The following is a 21,487-nucleotide window of genomic DNA, read 5'->3' as shown; positions in this document are numbered from 1 at the left end:
GAAGGTACTTACGCGACGCGGAGGATTCTTTTCGGTTGCGTCACTGCCTCAGTCGACTTTCCGCTTTGGCGGGGGGTTAGTAACTCTGCGGGGCTGACAGGCGGGCCACCAGGGCTTTTGCTTTGGGGAGTTGACGGCGGAAGGTGATGGACCATGCCTCGTGTCCGCCTTCGCGCAGGACTCTTTCGCCCGTTTCAAGCTGCGTCAGTGCGCGCGACGCCAGCGCGCCATCGCTGGTCCGCTCCGCAAGCAACGCCATGGCGGAGCCTTGGTTGCCGATTGAATTTGCCCAGTCAAGCGGGACTCGCTCGCGCGTGCATTCCGCCAACGCGGCGCTATAGGCAGCGACCGCTTGCTCCAACCGCGCTGTCCCGTTCTCCCGCGCGCCAAGCGTTTGTAGCGCAACGCCGAGATTGTTTTGCGTCATCGCCCAATCGATCCGAGCGCGCTCGTGCGTATATACGTCCAGGGCGGCGCAATAGGCGGCGACCGCTTGCTCCAACCGCGTCGCTCCGCTCTCCCGTTCGCCGAGCTTGGCCAGCGCATTGCCGAGATTGTTCTGCGTCATCGCCCACTGGAGCGGGACGCGCTCGCGTGTGCGTTCCTCCAGCGCGGCGAGAAAGGCGGCGACCGCTTGCTCCAGTCGCGCCATGCCGCTCTCCCGCTCACCAAGCGCTTTAAGCGTAATTCCGAGATTGTTCTGCGTCGTCGCCCATTGCAATGGTACGCGCTCGCGTGTGCGTTCCTCCAGCGCAGCGCGATAGGCGGCGACCGCTTGCTCCAGCCGCGCCGTGCCGCTCTCCCTCTCGCCAAGCTTAGTCAGCGCATTTCCGAGATTGTTCTGCGTAGTCGCCCAATTAAGCGGAACGCGCTTGCGCGTCCATTCCTCCAGCGCAGCGCGATAGGCGGCGACCGCTTGCTCCAGTCGCGCCGTGCCGCTCTCCCGCTCGCCAAGCTTATTTAGCGCACTTCCGAGATTGTTCTGCGTCGTCGCCCATTGCAATGGCACGCGCTCGCGCGTCCATTTTTCCAGCGCGGCGCGATAGGCGGCGACCGCTTGCTCCAACCGTGCCGTCCCGCTTTCCCGTTCTCCAAGCGTGGCAAGTGCATTGCCGAGATTTACCTGCGTCATCGCCCAATCGAGAGGGAAGCGCTCGCGCGTGTGTTCCTGCAGCGCGGCGTGAAAGGCGGCGACCGCCTGCTCCAGCCGCGCCGTCCCGGTCTCCCGTTCGCCTAGCGTTCTCAACGCATTACCGAGATTGTTCTGCGTCGTCGCCCAGTCGAGCGGGACGCGCTCGCGCTTGCGTTCATCCAGCGCGGCGCGATAGGCGACGACCGCCTGCTCCAGATGCGCCGCCCCGCTCTCCCGCTCGCCGAGCGTGCCGGCCGCGATTCCGTGCGAATTGTGCGCGTAGCCTTTTTCGTCCGGCGTGCGGGCGATGCGCTCAAGGTGACGGTTGACGCCGATGGCGGCGACAAGGTGGACGTTGCTGCCCTGGTCGCTGCCGAAGGCGGTGAGCGCATCTTCCTGCTGTGTCAGTTCTTCCCAAACGCCTTGGTGATGGTCGCCGTGCAGCGCCTCGGCCATTTCGATGATGGCCTGTGCCGCCGCTTCGCCGTCGTAGGCCGCCAGCGCCATGTCGCGGCGGCGCTCGCCGAGGGTTTTGACGCCCTGCTCGCAGCGGTCGCGCTCCTGGCGCATGTCCTCCATGGCGCGGCGCAGCGTTTCCTGCGCCAGTCGTGATTTGCCAGCGTCGAATTGGTTTCGCGCCTGTTGCAGAGCGCGGGTGACGATGTCGTCGGTGTTGCTTTGCTGGACGCCGCCGGCGATTTCCTTCTCGTAGATGTCGATGGCGTTGCGGACCGCCTGTTGCATCCCTTCAAGGTCGAGGGTCTTGTCCGCGGCGACTCTTTGCGCCATTTCGCGAATAAAGCCTTCGGCGAGTTGGCGCGCTTGCGCCTCTTGGGCGGCGTAATCCTGCACCAGCGGGTCGAGAATTCCTGAGCGGAACACATAGGTGGCCAGTTGGTCCGCATTGGCGAAGACGCAGCCGGGATAGCGGCGCACCGCCTCCAACCGTGCGAGATGGGTTTTTTGCGCGGCGCGGCTTTGCTCGGTGGGGGCGTAGGCTTTGTCGCGCGGGGCGTTGGCGTCGGGCTTGGCGATCAGGAGAAGTTTCTGGCGATGCAGCGCCAGCCAGGCTTCCCACTGCGTGTAGGTGATCGGCGCGCCGGCGAAAGCCTCAGCCAGGGGCGGCAGGTCTTTCGGCAGGTCGGGGTGCTTGCGCAGCAGCGTCGCCTGTTCGCGCGCGCCCGGCGTCGCGCCCGTCATGTCGCCGACGAGGTGTACCACCGCGTCGCATTCGGCGATGTAGACGTCGAGCTTGTCGAGCGTGTCGCCGCCGAGATCGACAAAATCCTCCTGGACCTTCACCTCGACATTGTGGCGCGTGAGGTCGCGGCGCAAGAGGTCGCGGTAGGCGCGGAATTCGTCGGAAACGGTTGATAGAAAAATTTTGATCGACATGGCCGGCGTTCAATGACGTAGGGCCATCATGACGGGTTTTGGGAGCGGCGCAAGGCTTGGGCGGGGCGCGGAGGCAGGGGCGGCGCTGCGTGGGGGATGTGGAAGATTCTATCTCAGGTTGTGAGGCTTGGCGCGGGAATCGTGAATATTCGCGCGATTCCTGTGAAAATCGCGCGAATTCTTGCGAAAAAACGTCGATTTTTGTGCGTGCAACCGTGCGGTTGTGTACGAGATGTTGCGGGGCAGGGGGACGGTGCGGTTTGGGTCACGGCCGTATTTTTTGTTTTGGAACAGCGGTTTGGCTTGGGTGAGTGAAGTATTATGTTTCACGTGAAAACAAAACAGGAACAAAATCGCGTAGGCCTGGCGTTTTCACTTTTGTCGCGGGCGGCGCGCGGCGTTCAGTTTTTGGCCGTACGGCCGCTCAGGCTCAATCCCAAGGGGGGCGAGGCGGGTCGGCGTGGATGGCCGGGACGACGCCCGGCCATGACGGCATGATGGTTTCGGCTCTTACTGGAGCGGTTCGATCTCGCCCGTGTCGTCGCCGTTCTCGCCGTTCTCGACTTCGCCGATGCGCTCCACCGACACCACTTTTTCGTCGGCTGCCGTGTTGAAGACAATCACCCCTTGCGCGCCGCGCCCGATGATGCGGATGCCGCTCACCGGGCAGCGAATCAGCTGGCCGCCGTTGGTCACCAGCATGATCTGGTCGGTCGGCTCCACCGGCATCGAGGCCACCAACTCGCCGTTGCGGGCGTTGACCGCCATGGCGACAATGCCCTTGCCGCCGCGCCCGGTGACCCGGTACTCGTAGGACGAGGTGCGTTTTCCGAATCCGTTGTCGGAAATGGTCAGAATCAGCTGTTCGCGCTGCTGCATCTCGACGAATTGTTCGGCGGAGATCGCGGCGTCGTCGGGCGCCTCCTCGGTCTCGACCGGCTCCTCGTCGCCCGACTGCGCCCGGCTCATCTTCAGGAACGCCGCGCGCTCCTCGCCGCTGGCGTCGCTGTGCAGCAGGATCGACAGCGCGATGACGCGGTCGCCCTCGGCCAGCGAAATGCCGCGCACGCCCATGGAATCGCGGCCCTTGAACACGCGCACGTCAGTGACGGGGAAGCGGATGCATTGGCCGAGCGCCGTGGTCAGCAGCACGTCGTCGGCTTCGGTGCAGATCTGCACATCCAAAATGCCCTCGCCGGCGTCGAGCTTCATCGCGATTTTTCCGGCGCGGTTGACGCTGGTGAAGTCGCTGAGCTTGTTGCGGCGCACCGAACCGGAGGTGGTGGCGAACATCACGTCGAGCGTCGCCCAGCTCGCCTCGTCCTCGGGCAGCGCCATGATCGAGGTGATGCGCTCGCCCTGTTCGAGCGGCAGCATGTTGACCAGCGCTTTTCCGCGCGCCTGGGGGGCGGCCAAGGGGAGGCGCCAGACCTTTTCCTTATAAACCTGGCCGCGCGAGGAGAAGAACAGAACCGGCGCGTGGGTCGAGGCGACGAACAGCCGATGGACGAAATCCTCGTCCCTGGTCTGCATGCCCGACCGCCCCTTGCCGCCGCGCTTTTGCGCGCGATAAGTCGAGAGCGGGACGCGCTTGATGTAGCCGGCGTGCGAAACCGTGACCACCATCTCCTCGCGCTGGATGAGGTCCTCATCCATCATGTCGCCGTCGACATCGAGGATTTGCGTGCGGCGCGGCACGGCGTGGGCGGTTTTCACCGCCAGCATCTCGTCCTTGACGATGCCGAACAGTTTTTCGCGCGAGCGTAAAATTTCGAGATATTCGGCGATTTCGGCGGCGAGGCGGTTGAGGTTTTCCGCGATTTCGTCGCGGCCCAGCGCGGTCAGGCGTTGCAGGCGCAGGTCGAGAATGGCGCGGGCCTGCTCTTCCGACAGCCGGCAATTGCCGTCCTCGTCGAGGCTGTGGCGGGGGTCGGCGATCAGCGCCACCAGCGGGGCCATGTCGCGCGCCGGCCAGACGCGGCCCATCAGCGCCGCGCGGGCTTCGGCTGCGTCCGCCGAGGTGCGGATCAGGCGGATGACCTCGTCGATGTTGGCCACGGCTATGGCGAGGCCGACTTGGATGTGGGCGCCGTCGCGCGCCTTGTTGAGCTTGAATTTGGTCCGGCGGCTGACGACCTCCTCGCGGAAATCGATGAAGGCGCGCAGGCAATCGATCAGGTTCAGGCTTTCCGGCCGGCCGCCGTTCAGCGCGATCATGTTGCAGCCGAACGAGCTTTGCAGCGCGGTGAAGCGGTAGAGCTGGTTCAGGATGACGTCGGCCACCGCGTCGCGCTTCAGTTCGATGACGATGCGCATGCCGTCGCGGTCGGATTCGTCGCGAAGGTCGGAAATGCCTTCCAGCTTCTTGTCGCGGACCAGTTCGGCGATCTTTTCGATCAGCGTCGCCTTGTTCACCTGATACGGAATTTCCGTGAAGATGATGGCTTCGCGGTCTTTTTTCGCCTGCTCGATGGTCGCGACGCCGCGCACCAGCACCGAGCCGCGCGAGGTCTCGTAGGCCTGGCGGATGCCGGCGCGGCCCATGATCGTGCCGCCGGTGGGGAAATCCGGGCCGGGCACGATTTCCATCAATTCCGGCAGCGTGATCTCGGGATTGTCGATCATGGCGACGCAGGCGTCGATGACCTCGCCGAGATTGTGCGGCGGAATGTTGGTGGCCATGCCCACCGCGATGCCGCCCGCGCCATTGACCAGCAGGTTCGGAAACCGCGCCGGGAGCACCGTCGGCTCCCTCTCCTTGCCGTCATAGTTCGGCTGGAAGTCCACCGTGTCGGAATCGATGTCCTCGATCAGGGCCAGCGAAGGCCGGGCGAGGCGGGATTCCGTGTAGCGCATCGCCGCCGCGCGGTCGCCGTCCACCGAGCCGAAATTGCCCTGGCCGTCGATCAGCGGCAGGCTCATCGAGAACGGCTGCGCCATGCGCACGAGGGCGTCGTAGATCGCCGCGTCGCCATGGGGATGGTACTTACCCATGACCTCGCCGACGATGCGCGCCGACTTGACGTAGGGGCGATCGGGCAAAAAGTTGTTTTCCTGCGTGGAATGCAGGATGCGCCGATGCACGGGTTTCAGACCGTCGCGGACGTCGGGCAGCGCGCGGCTCACGATCACGCTCATGGCGTAAGCGAGATAGGAGCTCTTCATCTCGTCGGTGATCGAGACCGGGCGGATGTCGGAGGGCTGCTGCGGGACCGGCGGATCGGTGTTATCGGGCAAGATCGGCTCTGGGTTTTTGTTGCTTTGGAATTTGCCGCTTTTCTTATGCGATTCTCACGGGAAAGGCCAATTTGCGGGCCTCGCCGGGCCATGAAAAAGCTGGTGCTTTCCCAGAGACTTACGCAAACTTTGCCACCGCCGCGCGCGTATCATGAAATAAAAACGACAAATTGCGGCCGGCGCGGCGCTTGCAGGCCTTCCGCGCGGCGACTAGCTTGGCGCGTAGAAAGTTTATGGGATTAATCATGAAAGTCACGGATTCGGTTCTCGACGCCATCGGAAACACGCCGCTGATCAAGCTGCGCGCGGCCTCGCAAGCCACGGGCTGCGCGATCTACGGCAAGGCGGAATTCATGAATCCCGGCGGCTCCGTGAAGGACCGGGCCGCGCTCGCCATCATCCGCGACGCCGAGGTTTTGGGCGCGCTGAAACCGGGCGGAACCATCGTCGAGGGCACGGCGGGCAATACCGGCATTGGCCTCGCCATGGTCGCCAATGCGCTGGGCTATCGCACCGTGATCGTGATCCCGAACACCCAGTCGGACGAGAAGAAGTCCATGCTGCGGCTGCAAGGCGCTGAATTGATCGAGGTTCCCGCGGTCCCTTACTCCAATCCCGACAATTACGTGAAATATTCCGGGCGGCTGGCGGAAGAATTGAACGCGAAGGAGCCCAACGGCGCGATCTGGGCCAACCAGTTCGACAATGTCGCCAATCTGCGCGGCCACGAGGAGACCACCGGCCCGGAGATTTTCGAGCAGCTCGGCGGCCGCGTCGATGGGTTCGTCTGTGCGGTCGGCACCGGCGGCACGCTGGCGGGCGTGGGACGGGCGCTTAAGCGCCGCAATCCCGATGTTAAAATCGCGCTCGCCGACCCGATGGGCGCGGCGCTTTACGCGCATTACACCAGGGGCGAGCTGAAATCGTCGGGCTCGTCGATCACCGAAGGCATCGGACAGGGGCGGATCACCGCGAACGTGGCGCAGGCGCCGGTCGATCTGGCGTACCAGATCACCGACGAGGAGGCGCTGCCCATCCTGTTCGACCTCGCGGCGCGGGAAGGTTTGTTGCTCGGCGGCTCCTCGGCGATCAACATCGCCGGCGCGATCCGGCTGGCCCGGGATTTGGGACCGGGCAAGACGGTCGTCACCGTGCTCTGCGATTCCGGCGCCCGCTATGCCTCGAAGCTGTATAATCCCGCGTTCTTGCGCGAAAAGGGCCTGCCGACGCCGCCATGGCTGGTTTGAGGCGGCAGGCGATCAGCGCTTCATCGCTGCTCGCAACGCCGCATTGATCCTCGACTGCCAGCCGGGGCCGCCGGCGCGAAAATGTTCGACGATGTCGGCGTCGAGCCGCAAGGTCGTCGAAATCTTTGGCGTCGCCGCCCTGGGGCGCCCGCGCCGCACGGGAACGGCGGCGAATTTCGCCCGATAGTCTGGCGCCGACAGGTCGGGCGCGTCGTCTTCATCCGTCCAGTCGGAGCCCATAGAGGGCTTGTTCGCGGTCATTGGCCTTCCTCAAGCTGATGATGCGGCGAGCGACGCCGCGCGCGGTCCAAACCACAACGACCATGCGCCCTCGAAGGCGCCCGATCGTGATAAATCGTTCCTCGCCGTAGTCCTTGCGTTCATCGGCAATGGTCAGCGTCGCTCCGTCGAAAATCTCTCCGGTTTGCGCCCTATCGAGACCCCGATGTTCCAGGGTCATCGCGCGCTTGTCCGGATCGCATTCGATCTTCAATGAATTATTGTTACTGCAAAAAATAGAAAGAGCAATGCCGTGAACCGGGTCGGCTCACACGACTTCGCCGCGCGCCAACTGTCCGGCCAACCGGATCGCGTGAATGTTCGCCTTGTAGGCCTCCGGGCCGCCCTTGAACACGGCGGAGCCCGCCACCAGCCAGTTGGCGCCCGCCGCCACCACGTCCATGGCGTTGTCGGCGGTGACGCCGCCATCGACCTCCAGATCGATGGGACGGTCGCCGATCATCGCCTTGAGCCGGCGGATTTTTTCCAGGCCCGACGGGATGAATTTCTGGCCGCCGAAGCCCGGGTTGACCGTCATCACCAGGATCAGGTCCAGGTCGTCGAGCACATATTCGACGACATCCTCGGGGGTCGCCGGATTGAGCGACACGCCCGCTTTTTTCCCCAGCGCGCGAATGGCCTGCAAGGAGCGGTGCAGGTGCGGTCCGGCCTCGGCGTGGACGGTGATCACGTCCGAACCGGCCTTGGCGAACGCCTCCAGATAGGGGTCGCAGGGCGAAATCATCAGATGCACGTCGAAGGGTTTTTCGGTGTGGGGGCGCAATGCCTTCACCACATCCGGACCGATGGTGATGTTGGGGACGAAATGTCCGTCCATCACGTCGACATGCACGACATCGGCGCCCGCGTCGCAAATGGCGCGGATTTCCTCGCCGAGTTTTGAGAAATCGCTGGCGAGAATGGAGGGCGCGATTTTCAACGGGCGCATAAGAGTCTCCCTGCTGTCGTTGACGCGTCCTACATCAGGGCGCGGGCGGCGTCCACTTGATGCGGTCCAGTTGGCCCGCGCATTGCAAGGTTTTCGCCATGATGAAAACGGATGTCGCCGTGCTCGGAGCCGGCATTGTCGGGGTCGCCGCCGCGCTGCACTTGCAGAGGCGCGGGCGCGAGGTGGTCCTGGTCGACCGGCGCGGCGCCGGCGAGGAGACGTCGTTCGGCAATGCCGGCATCATCGAGCGCGCCACCATTTTTCCCTACCTGTTCCCGAGGGATGTTCGAAAACTCGCGGTCTATGCCGTCAACGGGCTGAACGAGGCGCGCTACAACCTGCGCGACCTGCCGGGCCTCGCCCCCTTTCTCTACCGCTATTTCGTCGAAAGCGCGCCGCGTCGCGCGCTCGATCACGCCCTGTCGATCCGCCCGCTGATCGAGGCCTGCCTCGACGAGCATGAGAAGCTGATGGCCGACGCCGGCGTTCAGCATCTCTTGCGCAAGACCGGCTGGCTCAAGATTTTTCGCGACGAGGCGAGCTTTGCTGAAGGCCGTGGAGCGGCGGAAGCGCTGAAACCGTTCGGGCTCAAGGCGGCGGTGCTCGACGCCCCGGCGCTCAGGCAGGTCGAGCCCTTTTTGCGCGAGGTTTTTACGGGCGCTGTCCATTACCTCGATCCTGCGTCCGTTTCCGACCCGCAGGCGCTCACGCTTGGCTATTTAAGATTGTTCGAGGCGCGGGGCGGGCGGTTCTTGCAGGGCGACGCGGTGACGATGCGGCCCGCGACACGCGGGTTTGGCGTCGAGACGGTTCAGGGGCCGCTGCTCGCCCGCGAAATGGTTCTTTGTCTCGGGCCGTGGTCCGATCTGGCGCTGGCGCCGCTCGGCTACAAAATTCCGTTCGCGGTGAAGCGCGGCTACCACCGCCATTTTCGCGCGCAGGCGCAGGCGAGCCTGTCGCGTCCGGTGCTCGACGCCGATCGCGGCTATCTGCTGGCGCCGATGGCGCAAGGCATACGCCTCACAACCGGCGCGGAATTCGCGCGACGCGACGCGCCGCCGGATTACACCCAGGTCGAGCAAAGCGAGATTTTTGCGCGCGAGCTTTTTCCGCTGGGCGCGCGCATCGAGCCAACGCCCTGGATGGGACGCCGGCCCTGCCTGCCGGACATGCTGCCGGTGCTCGGCCCCGCGCCGCGCCACAAGGGCTTATGGTTCAATTTCGGCCACCAGCACCACGGCCTCACCCTGTCGGCGGTCTGTGGCCGGTTGCTGGCGGAAATGATGACCGGCGAACAGCCGTTCGCCGATCCCTCGCCCTTTTCAATCGAGCGGTTCTGAGCGTCCGATCACCAACCGCGGTAATAGGGACGCGGACCATAGAAGGGACGCGGTCCATAAAAGGGCCTGGGTCCATAAAAGGGCCTGGGGCCCCAATACGGCCTGGGGCCCCAATAGGGCCTGGGCCGCCAATATCCGTTCGGCACGCAGCGGCCCCAGGGGTTGGGATGCCATCCCGGGCCGCAGCCCCAGCGGACCTGCTCGACCGGCGCGGCGGCGGCCGGGGCGCCGGCCAGCGGCAGGGCGCTCGCCTGCGACACGCCGGCAAACCCCGCGCCCGCCAGGGCGACGGCGACAACGAGCGATCTGAAATTCGAGATCATCGGGTTCCTCCTTGTTGGCGGCCTTTTGCTTGGCCCGCCGTGGAACGCATTCAGGTTAGGCTTTGCCGCTGAACGCGCTCTGAACCAAAACGGGCAAAATCGCGTCGGGGTCGCGGCGACGCTGCGATTTCGTTAACGCCCGGTTTCAAAACGCGGACTCGCGCGAGGTCTTGCGCCAGAGGGTGAGGGGCTCGCGCGCGTTGGCGACGGCGCCGCCGCGACTCCTGGCGAATTTTTCGGCCTCGTCGCGGCTGACGAACACGCCGCCTTCGCGCCCGTCGGCGCTGCGCGCCAGCCAGTGGCCGCCGGGATCGCGACCGATCTCAAACAGCGGAGCGTCAATGCGTGGATAGGAATTCATGGCGTCCAAGTCCCTGGGGAGGCGTTTCAGTCGCACAAAAAAATGGCGGGAAATGGATCAGGTCAAGGCGCCGATCAGCGCGCCGCCCATCAGCGAGGCGAGCGTTCCCGCCACCAGCGCGCGAAAACTCATGGCGATGATGTCGTGCTTGCGCTCGGGCGCCATGACGCTCAAGCCGCCGACCATGATGCCCAGCGAGCCGAAATTGGCGAAGCCGCACAGCGCATAGGTGAGGATCAGCCGCGAGCGCGGGCTCAAGGAGGTTTCGCGCGCCAGATCGAGGAAGGCGACGAATTCGTTCAGCACGGTTTTTTCGCCCAGCAGTTTTGCCGCGGTCGCGAGATCGGCGGTTTCAATGCCGATCAGCCAGGCGAACGGCCAGAACCCCAGGGAAAACAGCCGTTGCAGCGACAGCTTTTCGCCTAGCACGTCGGGCAGGGCGCCCAGCCCCGCATTGACCAGCGCCACCAGCGCCAGCAGCACGATGATCGAGGCCAGCACATTGGCGAGGATGACGATGCCGTCGCTGGTCCCGCGCGAAATCGCCTCCAGCGCGTTGCGCGGCGGGTCGGCGAGGACGAGCGGCTTTTCCGGCTCGGCTTTGGCCGGGAAAGGGATCATCAGGGCGGCCACGGCGATGGCGGCGGGCGCCGAAATCAGCGCGGCGGTGAGCACATGGGCGAAGGCGTCGGGCAGGATCGGCTGAAGAATGTGGCCGTAGATCGCCATCACCGTGCCGGCGATTCCCGCCATGCCCACGCTCATCAGGCAGAAAATCTCGCCGCGATGCATGTTGGCGAGATAGGGCCGCACCAGGATCGGCGCTTCCACCATGCCGACGAAGACATTGACGGCGGCCCCGGTTCCCAGCGCCCCGCCGACGCCGATGGTTCGGCGCAGGACGAAGGCCATTCCGGCGACCACGCGTTGCAACAAACCCCAATGGAACAGCAGCGACGCCAGCGCGCAGACCACGAGGATCATCGGAAAGACCCGAAAGGCCAGCGACAGGGGCGAGCCCTTGCCGTTGAGCTCGAAGGGAAGGGTGCCGCCGCCGACATAGCCGAAGACAAAGCTGGTGCCCGCCTCGGTGGCGCGGTCGAGCGCGCCCACCCCTTGCGCGAGGAAGGCCATCGCGCTCGACGCCGCTGGAATTTTGAGCAGCAGCACGGCGAGCGCCGCCTGCAGGGCGACGCCGGCGACGACGACGCGCGGGGAAATGGCGCGACGGTCCTCGCTGAGGAGGGCGGCGAGGCCGAGCAGGGCGATGAGGGCGAGGCAGCCGTGAAGCAGATGCATGGTGGGGCGCGTGAGTATGAGGCCGCCGTCGACGCGGCGCTATTGCGTAATAGTACGCAATTGCCTCGGGTCAAGCTTGAGACCAATCTGGGGGACGGTCATCTGGACTCCGGCGCAAAGCCGGGGATCGGGCGAAGGTTACCAGGGGAGAGAAGGTAAGAACAATTCGCTCGACCGGACTTCGGGTCAACGGAAGATGCCCCCGCCATAACCCGCAGCAGCCGCCGCAAGGCGGCTTTTCTTTTTGCGCCGCAGTCCGGCGCCGCCGCGCATGATCTGGGGAACCGGGGCTGCAACTTTTTGCGCTGTCGCTGGTTAGGTGTGGCAAAGGCCCCCGCCTCCCAAGCCTCGTCCGGGCGAGCCGGCCAAAAGCGCAAGACGCGCGCCGCCCCGCATTCGGGGGCGAGCTTTTGGCGGACGGGGCAACGCCAAGCTTGGAGCTTCACAATGTGCGACTATTCGCTTGAATTCTATGCGACCCGCCAGGCCCAGGAAAACGAAGTCTATGTGACCACCCGTTTCCCCAGCGGCTCCATGGGTTTTGCCGCGCCCGGCGACTGCACCACCGCCGTCTGCGTCACCTATGGCACGAAGTTGACCCTCGAGAACCTGCCGCCCGAGTTGCAGCTTGAACTCGGCGTCGGGCCGATCGAGACCATCGTGTTCGCCCGCATCGACGAGGGGCTGCACCATGACGGCGTGCGCTTCGCCAACGGCCGCACCGTCCTGCTGCATCGGCTCGGCGTCGGCGTGCTCGGCAGTATGGTGAGCGACACGGCTTTGCCGGAGCGCAAGGAGGCGCCGGCCGAGAAGAAGATTCCGGTCGAACCGGCGGAGTGACGGACGACTCCAAAATTTAAAGCCGCCGAAAGGCGGCTTTTTTCGTTATTGCGCCGCGCTGCGCTCGTGGGCGAGGCCGCCGGCAAAAACCCTGGAGGCGTTGATGTCGGCGGCGGTCAGGGTCGACAGCGTCGCGGCGTCCACGGGCGCGCCCGATTCGAACAGGCGATTGGCCTGCCGCAGTCTCGCGCGGTCGAGCGCATTGCGGATCGAGCGGGCGTTAGCGAAATGCGGCTGCCCCCGGCGCGCAGCGATATAGGCGCGCATGGCCTCCACGCCTGCGGGGTCGAAGCGATATTCGTTGGCCGCCAGCATGGCTTGCGAGATGCGCAGCAGTTCCTCGTCGCTGTAGTCGGGGAATTCGATGTGGTGGGCGATGCGCGAGCGAAAGCCGGGATTGGACTTGAAGAAATTGTCCATGCGGTCGGCATAGCCGGCGAGGATCACCACGAGATCGTCGCGATGGTTCTCCATCACCTGCAACAGGATTTCGATCGCCTCCTGGCCGTAGTCGCGCTCGTTGTCGGGCTTGTAGAGATAATAGGCCTCGTCGATGAACAGCACGCCGCCCATGGCTTTTTTCAGGACTTCGCGCGTTTTCGGCGCGGTGTGGCCGATGTATTGGCCGACGAGGTCGTCGCGCGTCACCGACACCAGATGGCCTTTGCGGACATAGCCGAGACGGTGGAGCAGGCCGGCCATTTTGAGCGCCACCGTGGTTTTTCCCACGCCGGGATTGCCGGTAAAGCTCATATGCAGCGTCGGGGTCTCGTGCGCCAGGCCGAGTTTTTTGCGCGCGCGGTCGACGAGAAGCAGCGCCGCCGTCTCGCGGATGCGCTGTTTGACGGGCGCGAGGCCGATCAGCTCCTCGTCCAGTTCGCGCAAGATGTCGGCGACCCCCGAGGCTTGGAAATCCTCGGCGAGATCGATTTTTTCGGGCGTTTCGACCGGCAGAACTTCGGCTTGGGGCATGGGCTCGTTCCAAAAAAGGGGGGCCGGCGGGGGAGGACGCCGACCCCCTCGGGGAGTTACGGCTGCACGGTCGAGAGCGTGTAGTTCATCGAGCGGCCACGCACGTCGGTGCGGGTCATGGAGAAACGCGGCTCCACCTTCGGCCGTTGCACGATGAAGGCGGTGCGGACGGTCTCGAAACCGCGCGTGGAATCGAAGGCGATCAGTTTTATATAGACGTCCGGATTGGCTTTGCGGCAGGCGTCGAGCTCCATCATCACGCCGGCGGCGTCCTTCAGGTCGAACATGGGATTGCCCCACATGTCCCAGTAGGTGTTCCGAGGATGAGGATCGTCGGTGTATTCGATGCCGATGGCCCAGTCGTTGCGCAGGCAATAATCGATTTGCGCGCGGATTTGGTCGTCGGTGAGGTCGGGCAGGAAAGAGAAACAGCCCTGGGTGATGCGCATGGGGGTGGCTCCAAAGGGGGATGGTGCGTTCGCGGCGTCGATTCATCCGGTGAGCGTCATGCCCGGGCTTGTCCGGGCATCCACGCCGAACCGAAGGGAAAATTCTGCGGCGTCTGCGTTGGGGCGCCGCGTGGATGGCCGGGACAAGCCCGGCCATGACGGCATAGAGATGCGTGGCGCGCGGAGTTCTGTGGTTCCGCACTGGGCGCTCTTATTCCGCCGCCACCGCCGGGGTCGGGACGAAATCCGACGTGTCCGTCGAGGCGTAGTTGAAGGTGATGTTGCCCCAGGTGTCCAAGGCGGCCTCAAGGGGTTTGCACCACTTGGCGGCTGCGCGGAGAATTTCCGGGCCTTCGGTCGCGATGTCGCGGCCCTCGTTGCGGGCGAGCACCATGGCTTCGAGCGCCACGCGGTTGGCGATCGCGCCAGCCTGAATGCCCATGGGATGGCCGATGGTGCCGCCGCCGAACTGCAACACCACGTCGTCGCCGAACAGGTCCAGCAACTGGTGCATCTGCCCCGCGTGGATGCCGCCCGAGGCCACCGGCATGACTTTTCGGATGTCGCACCAGTCCTGGTCGAAGAACACGCCGCGCTCAAAATCCTGGCGCGTGAACGAGTCCCGGCAGACGTTGTAAAAGCCCTGCACGGTCTTGGGGTCGCCTTCGAGCTTGCCGACGGCGGTGCCGGCGTGGATGTGGTCGACGCCCGCGAGACGCATCCATTTGGCGATCACGCGGAAGGAAATGCCGTGGTTCTTCTGCCGCGTGTAAGTCCCGTGCCCGGCGCGGTGCAGATGCAGCACCATGTCGTTCTGCCGGCACCATTCCGCCATGGACTGGATCGCGGTATAGCCGATCACCAGGTCGATCATCACGATCACCGAGCCGAGTTGCTTGGCGAATTCGGCGCGGCGATACATTTCCTCCATCGTGCCGGCGGTGACGTTGAGATAATGGCCCTTGACCTCGCCGGTCTCGGCGGTCGCCTTGTTGACCGCCTCCATGCAGTAGAGAAAACGGTCGCGCCAATGCATGAACGGCTGCGAATTGATGTTTTCGTCGTCCTTCATGAAGTCGAGGCCGCCCTTGAGGCCTTCATAGACCACGCGGCCGTAGTTCTTGCCTGATAGCCCCAGCTTCGGTTTGGTGGTGGCGCCGAGCAGGGGACGGCCGAATTTGTCCAGGCGCTCGCGCTCGACGACGATCCCGGTCGGCGGGCCCCTAAAAGTTTTGACGTAGGCCGGCGGGAAATACATGTCTTCGAGGCGCGCGGCCTTGAGCGGCTTGAACGAGAAGACGTTGCCGATGATCGAGGCGGTCAGGTTGGCGATCGAGCCTTCCTCGAACAGAATGTAGTCATAGGCGACGTAAACGAAATACTGGCCGGGCTGTCCGGGAACCGGGTCCACGCGATAGGCCTTGGCGCGATAGCTGTCGCAGGCGGTGAGGCGGTCGGTCCACACCACCGTCCAGGTCGCGGTGGAGGATTCGCCGGCGACGGCGGCCGCCGCCTCGATGGGGTCCACGCCCTCCTGCGGGGTGATGCGGAACAGGGCGATGATGTCGGTGGGCTTGGGCTCGTATTCGCCGTTCCAGTAGCCCATCTGCGCATATTTCAGCACGCCGGCCTTGTAGCGCTCCTTGCCCTTGATTTCCTTGTTCGTCTCCATCCTTGCGTCCCCTTTCTTGATCTGGATCAAAGATACGCCGGGAGCGCGTTTTGTTTAAGTTCATTGTTTTGAACGTCATTTCATACTAGGGTGAAACGATGCTGCGACGGATCACGCTCCACCAGCTACGGCTGTTCGCCGCGCTGGCGCGCACGATGAACATGACGCGGGCGGCTGAGCAGCTGCACATGACCCCGTCGGCCTTTTCCATTCAGATCAAGCAACTCGCCGACAGCTTTGGGGTTGCGCTGCATGAGCAGGTCGGAAAAAAACTGTTCTTGACCGAGGCGGGCAGGGCGGTAGCGGTCGCCGCGCGCGAAATGGTCGAGCGGCTCGACCTGCTTGGCATGGAAATCGCGGACATGCAGGGCCTGGAGCGCGGAACCCTGCGCGTCGCCATGATCACCACGGCGCGCTATTTCGCCACACGGCTGATCGGCGATTTCTGCCGCGCCCACACCAACATCACCTTCGAGCTGGAGGTGGTCAACCGCGACCAGATCCTGCATCGCATGCGCGAAAATCTCGACGACCTCTACATTATGGGGCTCGTGCCCGAAGAACTGGATGTCGTCGCCTTTCCGGTCGCCGAAAACCCGCTTGTCGTCATCGCCCCGTCGGATCATCCGCTGTGCGGCGAAAAGCGCATCGCGCCGCAGCGGCTGGCGCAGGAGCCGTTCATCCTGCGCGAGGCCGGTTCGGGCACGCGGCAGGCCATCGAGCGGTTTTTCGAGCGGCACGGGGTGAGCCCGCCAGTGCGCATGAGCCTGGGCTCGGACGAGACGATCAAGCAGGTGGTGGCGGCGGGCCTCGGGCTCACCGCGCTGTCGCGTCACGTGCTGGCGCTGGACGCCGCCTCGGGGCGTTTGAGCGAACTCGATGTGCAGGGTTTTCCCATCGCGCGGCAATGGTATGTGGCGCATCTCCGGGCGAAGAAACTGTCGCCGCCGGCGCGCGCGTTCCTCGAAATGTTGAAGGAAAAACGCGACAACGCGCCCGCCGATTAACATGTTAATCGTTGCGTTTTACGGCCTTAGCCTTCCGCGGACTTGAGCCGGACGCCACTCTCGCGGATATCGCGGTCTTGTGGGATTCGGCTCCGCCCATGTCGGCCATTTTGCTTCTCGACGATAATGCCGCTGTCCGCATGGTGTTGCGCAAGTTTCTGGCGCGCGGCGGCCATGAGGTGACCGAGTGCGCCTCCGCGAGCGACGTCATCGAGGCGTTGTCGCGATCGAGGCCGGACGTTCTGATCACCGAGCTCTGCATGCCGCAAACCGATGGCGTGAAACTGATCCAGTTCGTGCGCGCCCTTTATGCCGACTTGCCGGTCGTCGCGATCACCGGCGGCGGGCTCCGTCTGCCGCGGGGGCTGCTTCTGGAAGAGGCGAAACAGGCGGGCGCGGATCGCGTGCTGTGCAAGCCCGTCGGCATCCGAGAGCTGTTGTCCGCCGTGCTTGACGTCGTGCAAGGCGAAACCTCCGCCGCTCCGCTCGATCGTGGCGACGCCGACGCTGCTTAAAGCGTTTTCGAGCGAAGTGGATGCCGGTTCGCGTGAAGAAAACGCGTCAAAACAAAAGACTAAAGCGTTTTCGAGCGAAGTGGATGCCGGTGCGCGTGAAGACAACGCGTCAAAACAAGACTCCAGGACAGACGGGCGTCGGACTCGGCGTAAGGCGAGGCGGCTCCGGCCCGTCACGCGCGCCTGAGATCATAGAACCCCAGGCAGCGCAGCGCGTCGCCGTCGCAATGATACACCTGCGCCGGCCAGGAATAGGGCGCGGCATAAGCAACCACGACGATGAGCGCGAAGATGAGCCAGGGATAGGCGATCAGATAGCGGAAATCGTCGCTGATCCAGAAGAACAGCGCGTCGGCGGAGGTTCGCAGCAGCGAGCGCGAGGCGCGCTGGCTCGGCGGAAGCGCGTCATCGGCCCTGTGCGCCGCCGAAATCATGAAGCCCAAGATGAGAGCGGTGGACGCGAAGATCAGCAGTCCGGTCGGGATATGCAGCGGCATGGCGAGAGTCCATTTTCGTCGAATATCATTTCGCAACACTAGCGACGCCGATTTGAGATGACGTTACGTCAATCGCGCAAATGCAATCGGTCAATTCGTTAAATCTCGGGAGCGCGCCGGCCGCCGCCCCGCAACTTTCCGGGGGTTGTGCGGTTAATTCTCGGTCACATGCCGTGTCATCAAGGGAGATTGAATTGAAAATCGTGAAAATCGCCGTGTTCGCGGCGACGCTTTTTGGCGTCAGCCTTGCGACCGACACCGCCTATGCCGGATGCTATCGCATGGGCGAAACCGGCTATCATTGGTATCGCCATTGTGTGGGGCCAAGCTTTCTGTACCCCCACCATCGCCGCTGCCACTATCGCCACGGCTGCCGCTACCGCTGAGACGGGCGTCTCAGCCGGCGAACTGACCCAGCGCCTCTTCCGACACCGGCGTGATCGCCACGGATTCGCCGCAGCCGCAGGACGAGGTTTCGTTGGGATTCTTGAACGTGAAGGTGGACGACATTCTCGTCGTCTCGAAATCCATCTGCGCGCCGATCAGGAACAGCACGGCCTTGGGGTCGATCAGAACCTTCGCCCCCTTGTCTTCCACGAGCAGTTCGCCGGGTTTTTGCTCCTCCGCCATTTCCACCGTGTAGGACATGCCGGCGCATCCCCCGTTCTTCACGCCGACGCGCAAGGCGAGGCCGCCGGCCTTGTCCATCAGAGCCTTCACGCGCGCCGCAGCTGCGTCGGTGAGTGTCATCACGGGGCGTCCGGCCATATCCTGCTCCAAATTTCGCTTGCCCCTGAGATATAGGGCGCGCCTCCGCCTTTGGAAAGGCAGGCCGGCGCCTGTCCGCCATCACGCGCGGTCCCGACCAAGCCAGTCCTCCGTCGCATTGACTTCGCTTGCGCGCGCGCCCAAAACAGCCGTCCCAACGAGGCTGTCATGACTTCCGTTTCCGTCACGCTGATCGACAACTACGATTCCTTCACCTTCAATCTCGTGCATTACTTCGGCGCGCTCGGCGCCAAGGTGAAGGTGGTGCGCAACGACCAGACCACGGTCGAACAGGTGATGGGCGAAGACCCGGATTGCCTTGTGCTGTCGCCAGGCCCCTGCACGCCGCGCGAGGCCGGCATTTGCTGCGACCTGATCCGCGCGGCAAAGGAAAAAATCCCGCTGTTCGGCGTCTGCCTCGGCCATCAGGCCATTGGCGAGGTGTTTGGCGGTGAGGTGGTGCGCGCGCCGAGCCCGATCCATGGCAAAATCGCCGAAATTCATCACACCGGCGAAACTGTCTTTCATGGCCTGCCGACTCCATACAAGGCGACGCGCTACCATTCTCTGGTCGTGCGGCGCGACAGCCTGCCGACCGAGCTCGCGGTGACCGCGCAAACGCCCGATGGCTTGATCATGGGCCTGTCGCACATCACCCATCCCGTTCACGGCGTGCAGTTCCATCCCGAAAGCATCGCCTCCGAGCATGGCCATGCGCTGCTGAAGAATTTTCTGGACCTCGCGCGCAAGTGGAACACCGCCAAGCGGAGGACGTGATGGAGGCGTTCAAGCCCTTTCTCGCGCGCGTTTCGGAAAGTTCCTCGCTTGGCCGCGCCGAAGCGGAAAAAGCGTTCGGCCTGATCCTCTCGGGCGAGGCGACGCCGGCGCAGGTCGGCGCCTTCCTGATGGGTTTGCGCGTGCGCGGCGAGTCGCTGGACGAACTGACCGGCGCGGTCTCGGCCATGCGCGCCCGCATGTTGCGGGTCACGGCCCCGCCCGGCGCCATCGACGTGGTCGGCACCGGCGGCGACGGCGCGCAGACCTATAACATTTCGACGCTCGCCGCGATCATCGTCGCCGCCTGCGGCGTGCCCGTGGCCAAGCACGGCAATCGCGCCGCGTCGTCGTTTTCCGGCGCCTCCGACGTCTTGACGGGTCTGGGCGTGCGCATCGGCATCCCGCCCGACGTCGTGGAAAAATGCCTGCATGCGTGCAACATCGGCTTCATGACGGCGCAGGCGCATCATCCCGCCATGGCGCTGGTGGCGCCGATCCGCAAGGAGCTGGGGGTGCGCACCCTGTTCAACCTGCTGGGGCCGCTCTCCAACCCCGCCGGCGTCACGCGCGCGCTGATCGGCGTCGCCGACGCCAAATGGATGGATTACATCGCCAAGACCATGGATGCGCTCGGCGCCGAAAAGCTGTGGGTCGCCCATGGCGCCGACGGTCTCGACGAGATCACCACCACGGGGCCGACGGACATTCTGGAGCTGGATGGCGGCCGGATGCGCCGGTTTATCGTGACCCCGGAGGAGGCCGGTCTTGCGCGTGCGCAAATGGCCGATTTGCGCGGCGGCGATCCCGCCCATAACGCCGCGGCCCTGCGCGCCGTTCTCAATGGCGCGAAGAATGCGTATCGCGACATCGCCGTGCTCAACGCCGCCGCCGCTTTGGTGGTGGCGGGCGAGGCCGAGGCGTTGAAGGATGGCGCGCGCCGCGCGGAAGCGGCGCTGGACAGCGGAAAAGCACATGATACGCTGGAAAATCTGATAAGAACCAGCAAAGAGGCGACAGAACACATCGTTTGTTGACAAGCCATCGAGGAAACACGCGCTCCATGTCCGATATTTTGCGCAAGATCGAAGCCTACAAGCGCACCGAGATTTCCGAGGCCAAGGTGCGTGTGCCCATGGCCACTCTGGAGCGGAAGTTGCGCGAAGCCGATCCGCCGCGCGGTTTTGTGCGCGCGCTGCGCGACAAGGTTTCGGCCGGACTGCCCGCCCTGATCGCCGAAGTGAAGAAGGCGAGCCCGTCCAAGGGCCTGATTCGCGCCGATTTCGATCCGCCAATCCTCGCCCGCGCCTATGAGGCCAACGGCGCCGCCTGCTTGTCGGTGCTCACGGATGGCCCGTCCTTCCAGGGCAAGCTGGAAGACCTCGCCGCCGCCCGCGCCGCCGTGCGCCTGCCGGTGCTGCGAAAAGATTTTATGTTCGACCCCTATCAGGTCTATCAGGCCCGCGCCGCCGGCGCCGATTGCATCCTGATCATCATGGCCTGCGTCGCCGACCGCGAGGCCAAGGCCCTGAACGCCGCCGCGCACGACCTGAACATGGACGTGCTGGCGGAAGCCCATGACGAGGCCGAACTCGACCGGGCGCTGGCGTTGGAAACCCCGCTGGTCGGCATCAACAACCGCAACCTGCGCGATTTTACGGTGTCGCTCGACCTGAGCGAGCAGCTCTGCCAGCGCATCCCCAAGGAAAAGCTGGTGGTGGCGGAAAGCGGCATCAGCGCGCACGAGGACATTTTGCGGTTGCGCAAGGCCGGGATCAACGTGTTCCTGGTCGGCGAGACGCTGATGCGGCAGGCCGATGTCGGCGCCGCCACCCGCGACCTCTTGAACGGCGCGGTCAAGCAATCGGCATGACGGCGAAACTCACCCACCTCAATGAGGCGGGCGAGGCGCGCATGGTCGATGTCTCCGCCAAGGCGCGCACCGCGAGAGAGGCGGTGGCCGAAGGTTTTGTGGTCATGGCGCCCGAGACGCTGGATCTGTGCCTTTCGGGGCAGGCGACGAAGGGCGATGTGTTCGCGACCGCCCGCATCGCCGGGATTTTCGCCGCCAAGAAGACCCATGAACTGATTCCGCTCTGCCATCCGCTGCTGCTGTCGAAGGTCGAGGTGGACGTGGCGCCTGAGCCCGCGCTGCCGGGCCTGCGCGTGACGGCGCGGGCGAAAGTCCTGGGCGAGACCGGCGTGGAGATGGAGGCGCTGACGGCGGTCTCCGTCGCCTGCCTGACCATCTACGACATGCTCAAGGCGGCCGACCGGGCGATGCGCATCGAATCTGTGCAACTCCTGTTGAAAACCGGTGGAAAGTCTGGGGATTACCACCGGGAAAGATGAACACGCATTTTCTGGCCGTCATGGCTGGGCGTGTCCCGGCCATCCACGCGGTCCTAAAGCGCGAAATAACAGGCGCTTC

Annotated in this window: 23 protein-coding genes; 10 read left to right on the top strand and 13 right to left on the bottom strand. The window is 64.5% G+C overall.

Annotated elements, in window-relative coordinates:
* Nucleotides 1-76: 76 nt before the first annotated feature.
* Together GJ654_RS05810 and gyrA are read right to left on the bottom strand one after the other, a co-directional pair.
* A complete protein-coding gene (locus GJ654_RS05810; protein ID WP_246664615.1) occupies nt 77-2,527 on the bottom strand; it encodes a tetratricopeptide repeat protein in 2,451 nt (816 codons plus the stop codon).
* 510 nt (nt 2,528-3,037) lie between these two features.
* Nucleotides 3,038-5,764 (bottom strand): DNA gyrase subunit A, encoded by a 2,727-nt coding sequence (gene gyrA / locus GJ654_RS05805; RefSeq protein ID WP_264586117.1) that lies wholly within the window; start codon nt 5,762-5,764, stop codon nt 3,038-3,040.
* A gap of 245 nt (nt 5,765-6,009) precedes the next feature.
* On the opposite strand from gyrA, the gene GJ654_RS05800 reads away from it, so the two are divergent.
* Entirely contained in the window at nt 6,010-7,011 is a 1,002-nt protein-coding gene (locus GJ654_RS05800) for a cysteine synthase A (protein WP_155445171.1), read from the top strand.
* A gap of 12 nt (nt 7,012-7,023) precedes the next feature.
* Here GJ654_RS05800 and GJ654_RS05795 read toward each other — a convergent pair whose 3' ends face one another.
* The 3 genes from GJ654_RS05795 to rpe all read right to left on the bottom strand — a co-directional run bounded on the left by GJ654_RS05795 (nt 7,024) and on the right by rpe (nt 8,239).
* Nucleotides 7,024-7,272: a BrnA antitoxin family protein gene (locus GJ654_RS05795; protein WP_155445170.1), complete on the bottom strand. Its 249-nt coding sequence runs from the start codon at nt 7,270-7,272 to the stop codon at nt 7,024-7,026.
* The gene (locus GJ654_RS05790) at nt 7,229-7,471 is read right to left on the bottom strand and encodes a BrnT family toxin (RefSeq protein ID WP_246664632.1); all 243 of its coding nucleotides are present in this window, start codon (nt 7,469-7,471) and stop codon (nt 7,229-7,231) included. The genes GJ654_RS05795 and GJ654_RS05790 overlap by 44 nt, the downstream gene beginning before the upstream one ends.
* An 87-nt stretch (nt 7,472-7,558) precedes the next feature.
* On the bottom strand, nt 7,559-8,239 hold the full coding sequence (gene rpe / locus GJ654_RS05785) for a ribulose-phosphate 3-epimerase (RefSeq protein WP_155445166.1): 681 nt from the start codon (nt 8,237-8,239) through the stop codon (nt 7,559-7,561).
* Between the two features lie 98 nt (nt 8,240-8,337).
* Between rpe and GJ654_RS05780 the strand changes: the two genes are divergently transcribed.
* The gene (locus GJ654_RS05780; protein ID WP_155445164.1) at nt 8,338-9,579 is read left to right on the top strand and encodes an NAD(P)/FAD-dependent oxidoreductase; all 1,242 of its coding nucleotides are present in this window, start codon (nt 8,338-8,340) and stop codon (nt 9,577-9,579) included.
* 8 nt (nt 9,580-9,587) lie between these two features.
* Here GJ654_RS05780 and GJ654_RS05775 read toward each other — a convergent pair whose 3' ends face one another.
* The 3 genes from GJ654_RS05775 to GJ654_RS05765 form a co-directional block, all read right to left on the bottom strand.
* Entirely contained in the window at nt 9,588-9,902 is a 315-nt protein-coding gene (locus GJ654_RS05775; RefSeq protein ID WP_155445162.1) for a GCG_CRPN prefix-to-repeats domain-containing protein, read from the bottom strand.
* 145 nt (nt 9,903-10,047) lie between these two features.
* A complete protein-coding gene (locus tag GJ654_RS05770; protein ID WP_155445161.1) occupies nt 10,048-10,263 on the bottom strand; it encodes a hypothetical protein in 216 nt (71 codons plus the stop codon).
* Nucleotides 10,264-10,320: 57 nt separating this feature from the next.
* Complete coding sequence (locus tag GJ654_RS05765; RefSeq protein WP_155445159.1) at nt 10,321-11,562, bottom strand: NupC/NupG family nucleoside CNT transporter; 1,242 nt, start codon at nt 11,560-11,562, stop codon at nt 10,321-10,323.
* A 447-nt stretch (nt 11,563-12,009) separates the two neighbouring features.
* Here GJ654_RS05765 and GJ654_RS05760 point away from each other — a divergent pair, with 447 nt between their 5' ends.
* Nucleotides 12,010-12,402, top strand: coding sequence for a hypothetical protein (locus tag GJ654_RS05760; protein WP_155445157.1), 393 nt, complete (start codon nt 12,010-12,012; stop codon nt 12,400-12,402).
* A gap of 45 nt (nt 12,403-12,447) precedes the next feature.
* Here the strand turns inward: GJ654_RS05760 and cbbX are convergent, their stop codons facing one another.
* The 3 genes from cbbX to GJ654_RS05745 all read right to left on the bottom strand — a co-directional run bounded on the left by cbbX (nt 12,448) and on the right by GJ654_RS05745 (nt 15,495).
* A complete protein-coding gene (gene cbbX, locus GJ654_RS05755) occupies nt 12,448-13,374 on the bottom strand; it encodes a CbbX protein (RefSeq protein ID WP_155445155.1) in 927 nt (308 codons plus the stop codon).
* A gap of 56 nt (nt 13,375-13,430) precedes the next feature.
* The gene (locus GJ654_RS05750) at nt 13,431-13,823 is read right to left on the bottom strand and encodes a ribulose bisphosphate carboxylase small subunit (protein ID WP_155445153.1); all 393 of its coding nucleotides are present in this window, start codon (nt 13,821-13,823) and stop codon (nt 13,431-13,433) included.
* Nucleotides 13,824-14,034: 211 nt separating this feature from the next.
* Complete coding sequence (locus tag GJ654_RS05745; protein ID WP_155445151.1) at nt 14,035-15,495, bottom strand: form I ribulose bisphosphate carboxylase large subunit; 1,461 nt, start codon at nt 15,493-15,495, stop codon at nt 14,035-14,037.
* Nucleotides 15,496-15,593: 98 nt separating this feature from the next.
* On the opposite strand from GJ654_RS05745, the gene GJ654_RS05740 reads away from it, so the two are divergent.
* Both GJ654_RS05740 and GJ654_RS05735 read left to right on the top strand, forming a co-directional pair.
* Entirely contained in the window at nt 15,594-16,502 is a 909-nt protein-coding gene (locus tag GJ654_RS05740; protein ID WP_155445149.1) for a LysR family transcriptional regulator, read from the top strand.
* A 98-nt stretch (nt 16,503-16,600) separates the two neighbouring features.
* Nucleotides 16,601-17,017 (top strand): response regulator, encoded by a 417-nt coding sequence (locus GJ654_RS05735; RefSeq protein WP_155445148.1) that lies wholly within the window; start codon nt 16,601-16,603, stop codon nt 17,015-17,017.
* 173 nt (nt 17,018-17,190) lie between these two features.
* Here GJ654_RS05735 and GJ654_RS05730 read toward each other — a convergent pair whose 3' ends face one another.
* Nucleotides 17,191-17,514, bottom strand: a complete 324-nt coding sequence (locus GJ654_RS05730; protein ID WP_155445146.1) for a hypothetical protein — start codon at nt 17,512-17,514, stop codon at nt 17,191-17,193.
* A gap of 194 nt (nt 17,515-17,708) precedes the next feature.
* Between GJ654_RS05730 and GJ654_RS05725 the strand changes: the two genes are divergently transcribed.
* Nucleotides 17,709-17,900 carry a hypothetical protein gene (locus tag GJ654_RS05725; protein WP_155445145.1) on the top strand — a complete coding sequence of 64 codons (192 nt, stop codon included), beginning with the start codon at nt 17,709-17,711 and terminating at the stop codon, nt 17,898-17,900.
* Nucleotides 17,901-17,910: 10 nt separating this feature from the next.
* On the opposite strand, the gene GJ654_RS05720 is transcribed toward GJ654_RS05725, so the two are convergent.
* A complete protein-coding gene (locus tag GJ654_RS05720) occupies nt 17,911-18,282 on the bottom strand; it encodes a HesB/IscA family protein (RefSeq protein WP_155445143.1) in 372 nt (123 codons plus the stop codon).
* 168 nt (nt 18,283-18,450) lie between these two features.
* Here GJ654_RS05720 and GJ654_RS05715 point away from each other — a divergent pair, with 168 nt between their 5' ends.
* The 4 genes from GJ654_RS05715 to moaC are packed head-to-tail and all read left to right on the top strand — an operon-like array spanning nt 18,451 to nt 21,408.
* Nucleotides 18,451-19,059: an anthranilate synthase component II gene (locus GJ654_RS05715; RefSeq protein WP_155445141.1), complete on the top strand. Its 609-nt coding sequence runs from the start codon at nt 18,451-18,453 to the stop codon at nt 19,057-19,059.
* Nucleotides 19,059-20,093, top strand: a complete 1,035-nt coding sequence (trpD, locus tag GJ654_RS05710; RefSeq protein ID WP_155445140.1) for an anthranilate phosphoribosyltransferase — start codon at nt 19,059-19,061, stop codon at nt 20,091-20,093. The genes GJ654_RS05715 and trpD overlap by 1 nt, the downstream gene beginning before the upstream one ends.
* 26 nt (nt 20,094-20,119) lie before the next feature.
* Nucleotides 20,120-20,929: an indole-3-glycerol phosphate synthase TrpC gene (gene trpC, locus GJ654_RS05705; protein ID WP_155445139.1), complete on the top strand. Its 810-nt coding sequence runs from the start codon at nt 20,120-20,122 to the stop codon at nt 20,927-20,929.
* Entirely contained in the window at nt 20,926-21,408 is a 483-nt protein-coding gene (gene moaC / locus GJ654_RS05700) for a cyclic pyranopterin monophosphate synthase MoaC (protein WP_155445138.1), read from the top strand. Before trpC ends, moaC begins: the two co-directional genes overlap by 4 nt.
* Nucleotides 21,409-21,487: the final 79 nt, after the last annotated feature.

The sequence above is a fragment of the Rhodoblastus acidophilus genome, assembly GCF_009720655.1.
Classification (GTDB): Bacteria; Pseudomonadota; Alphaproteobacteria; order Rhizobiales; family Beijerinckiaceae; genus Rhodoblastus; species Rhodoblastus acidophilus_A.
This window is presented reverse-complemented; position numbering and strand designations above follow the sequence as displayed.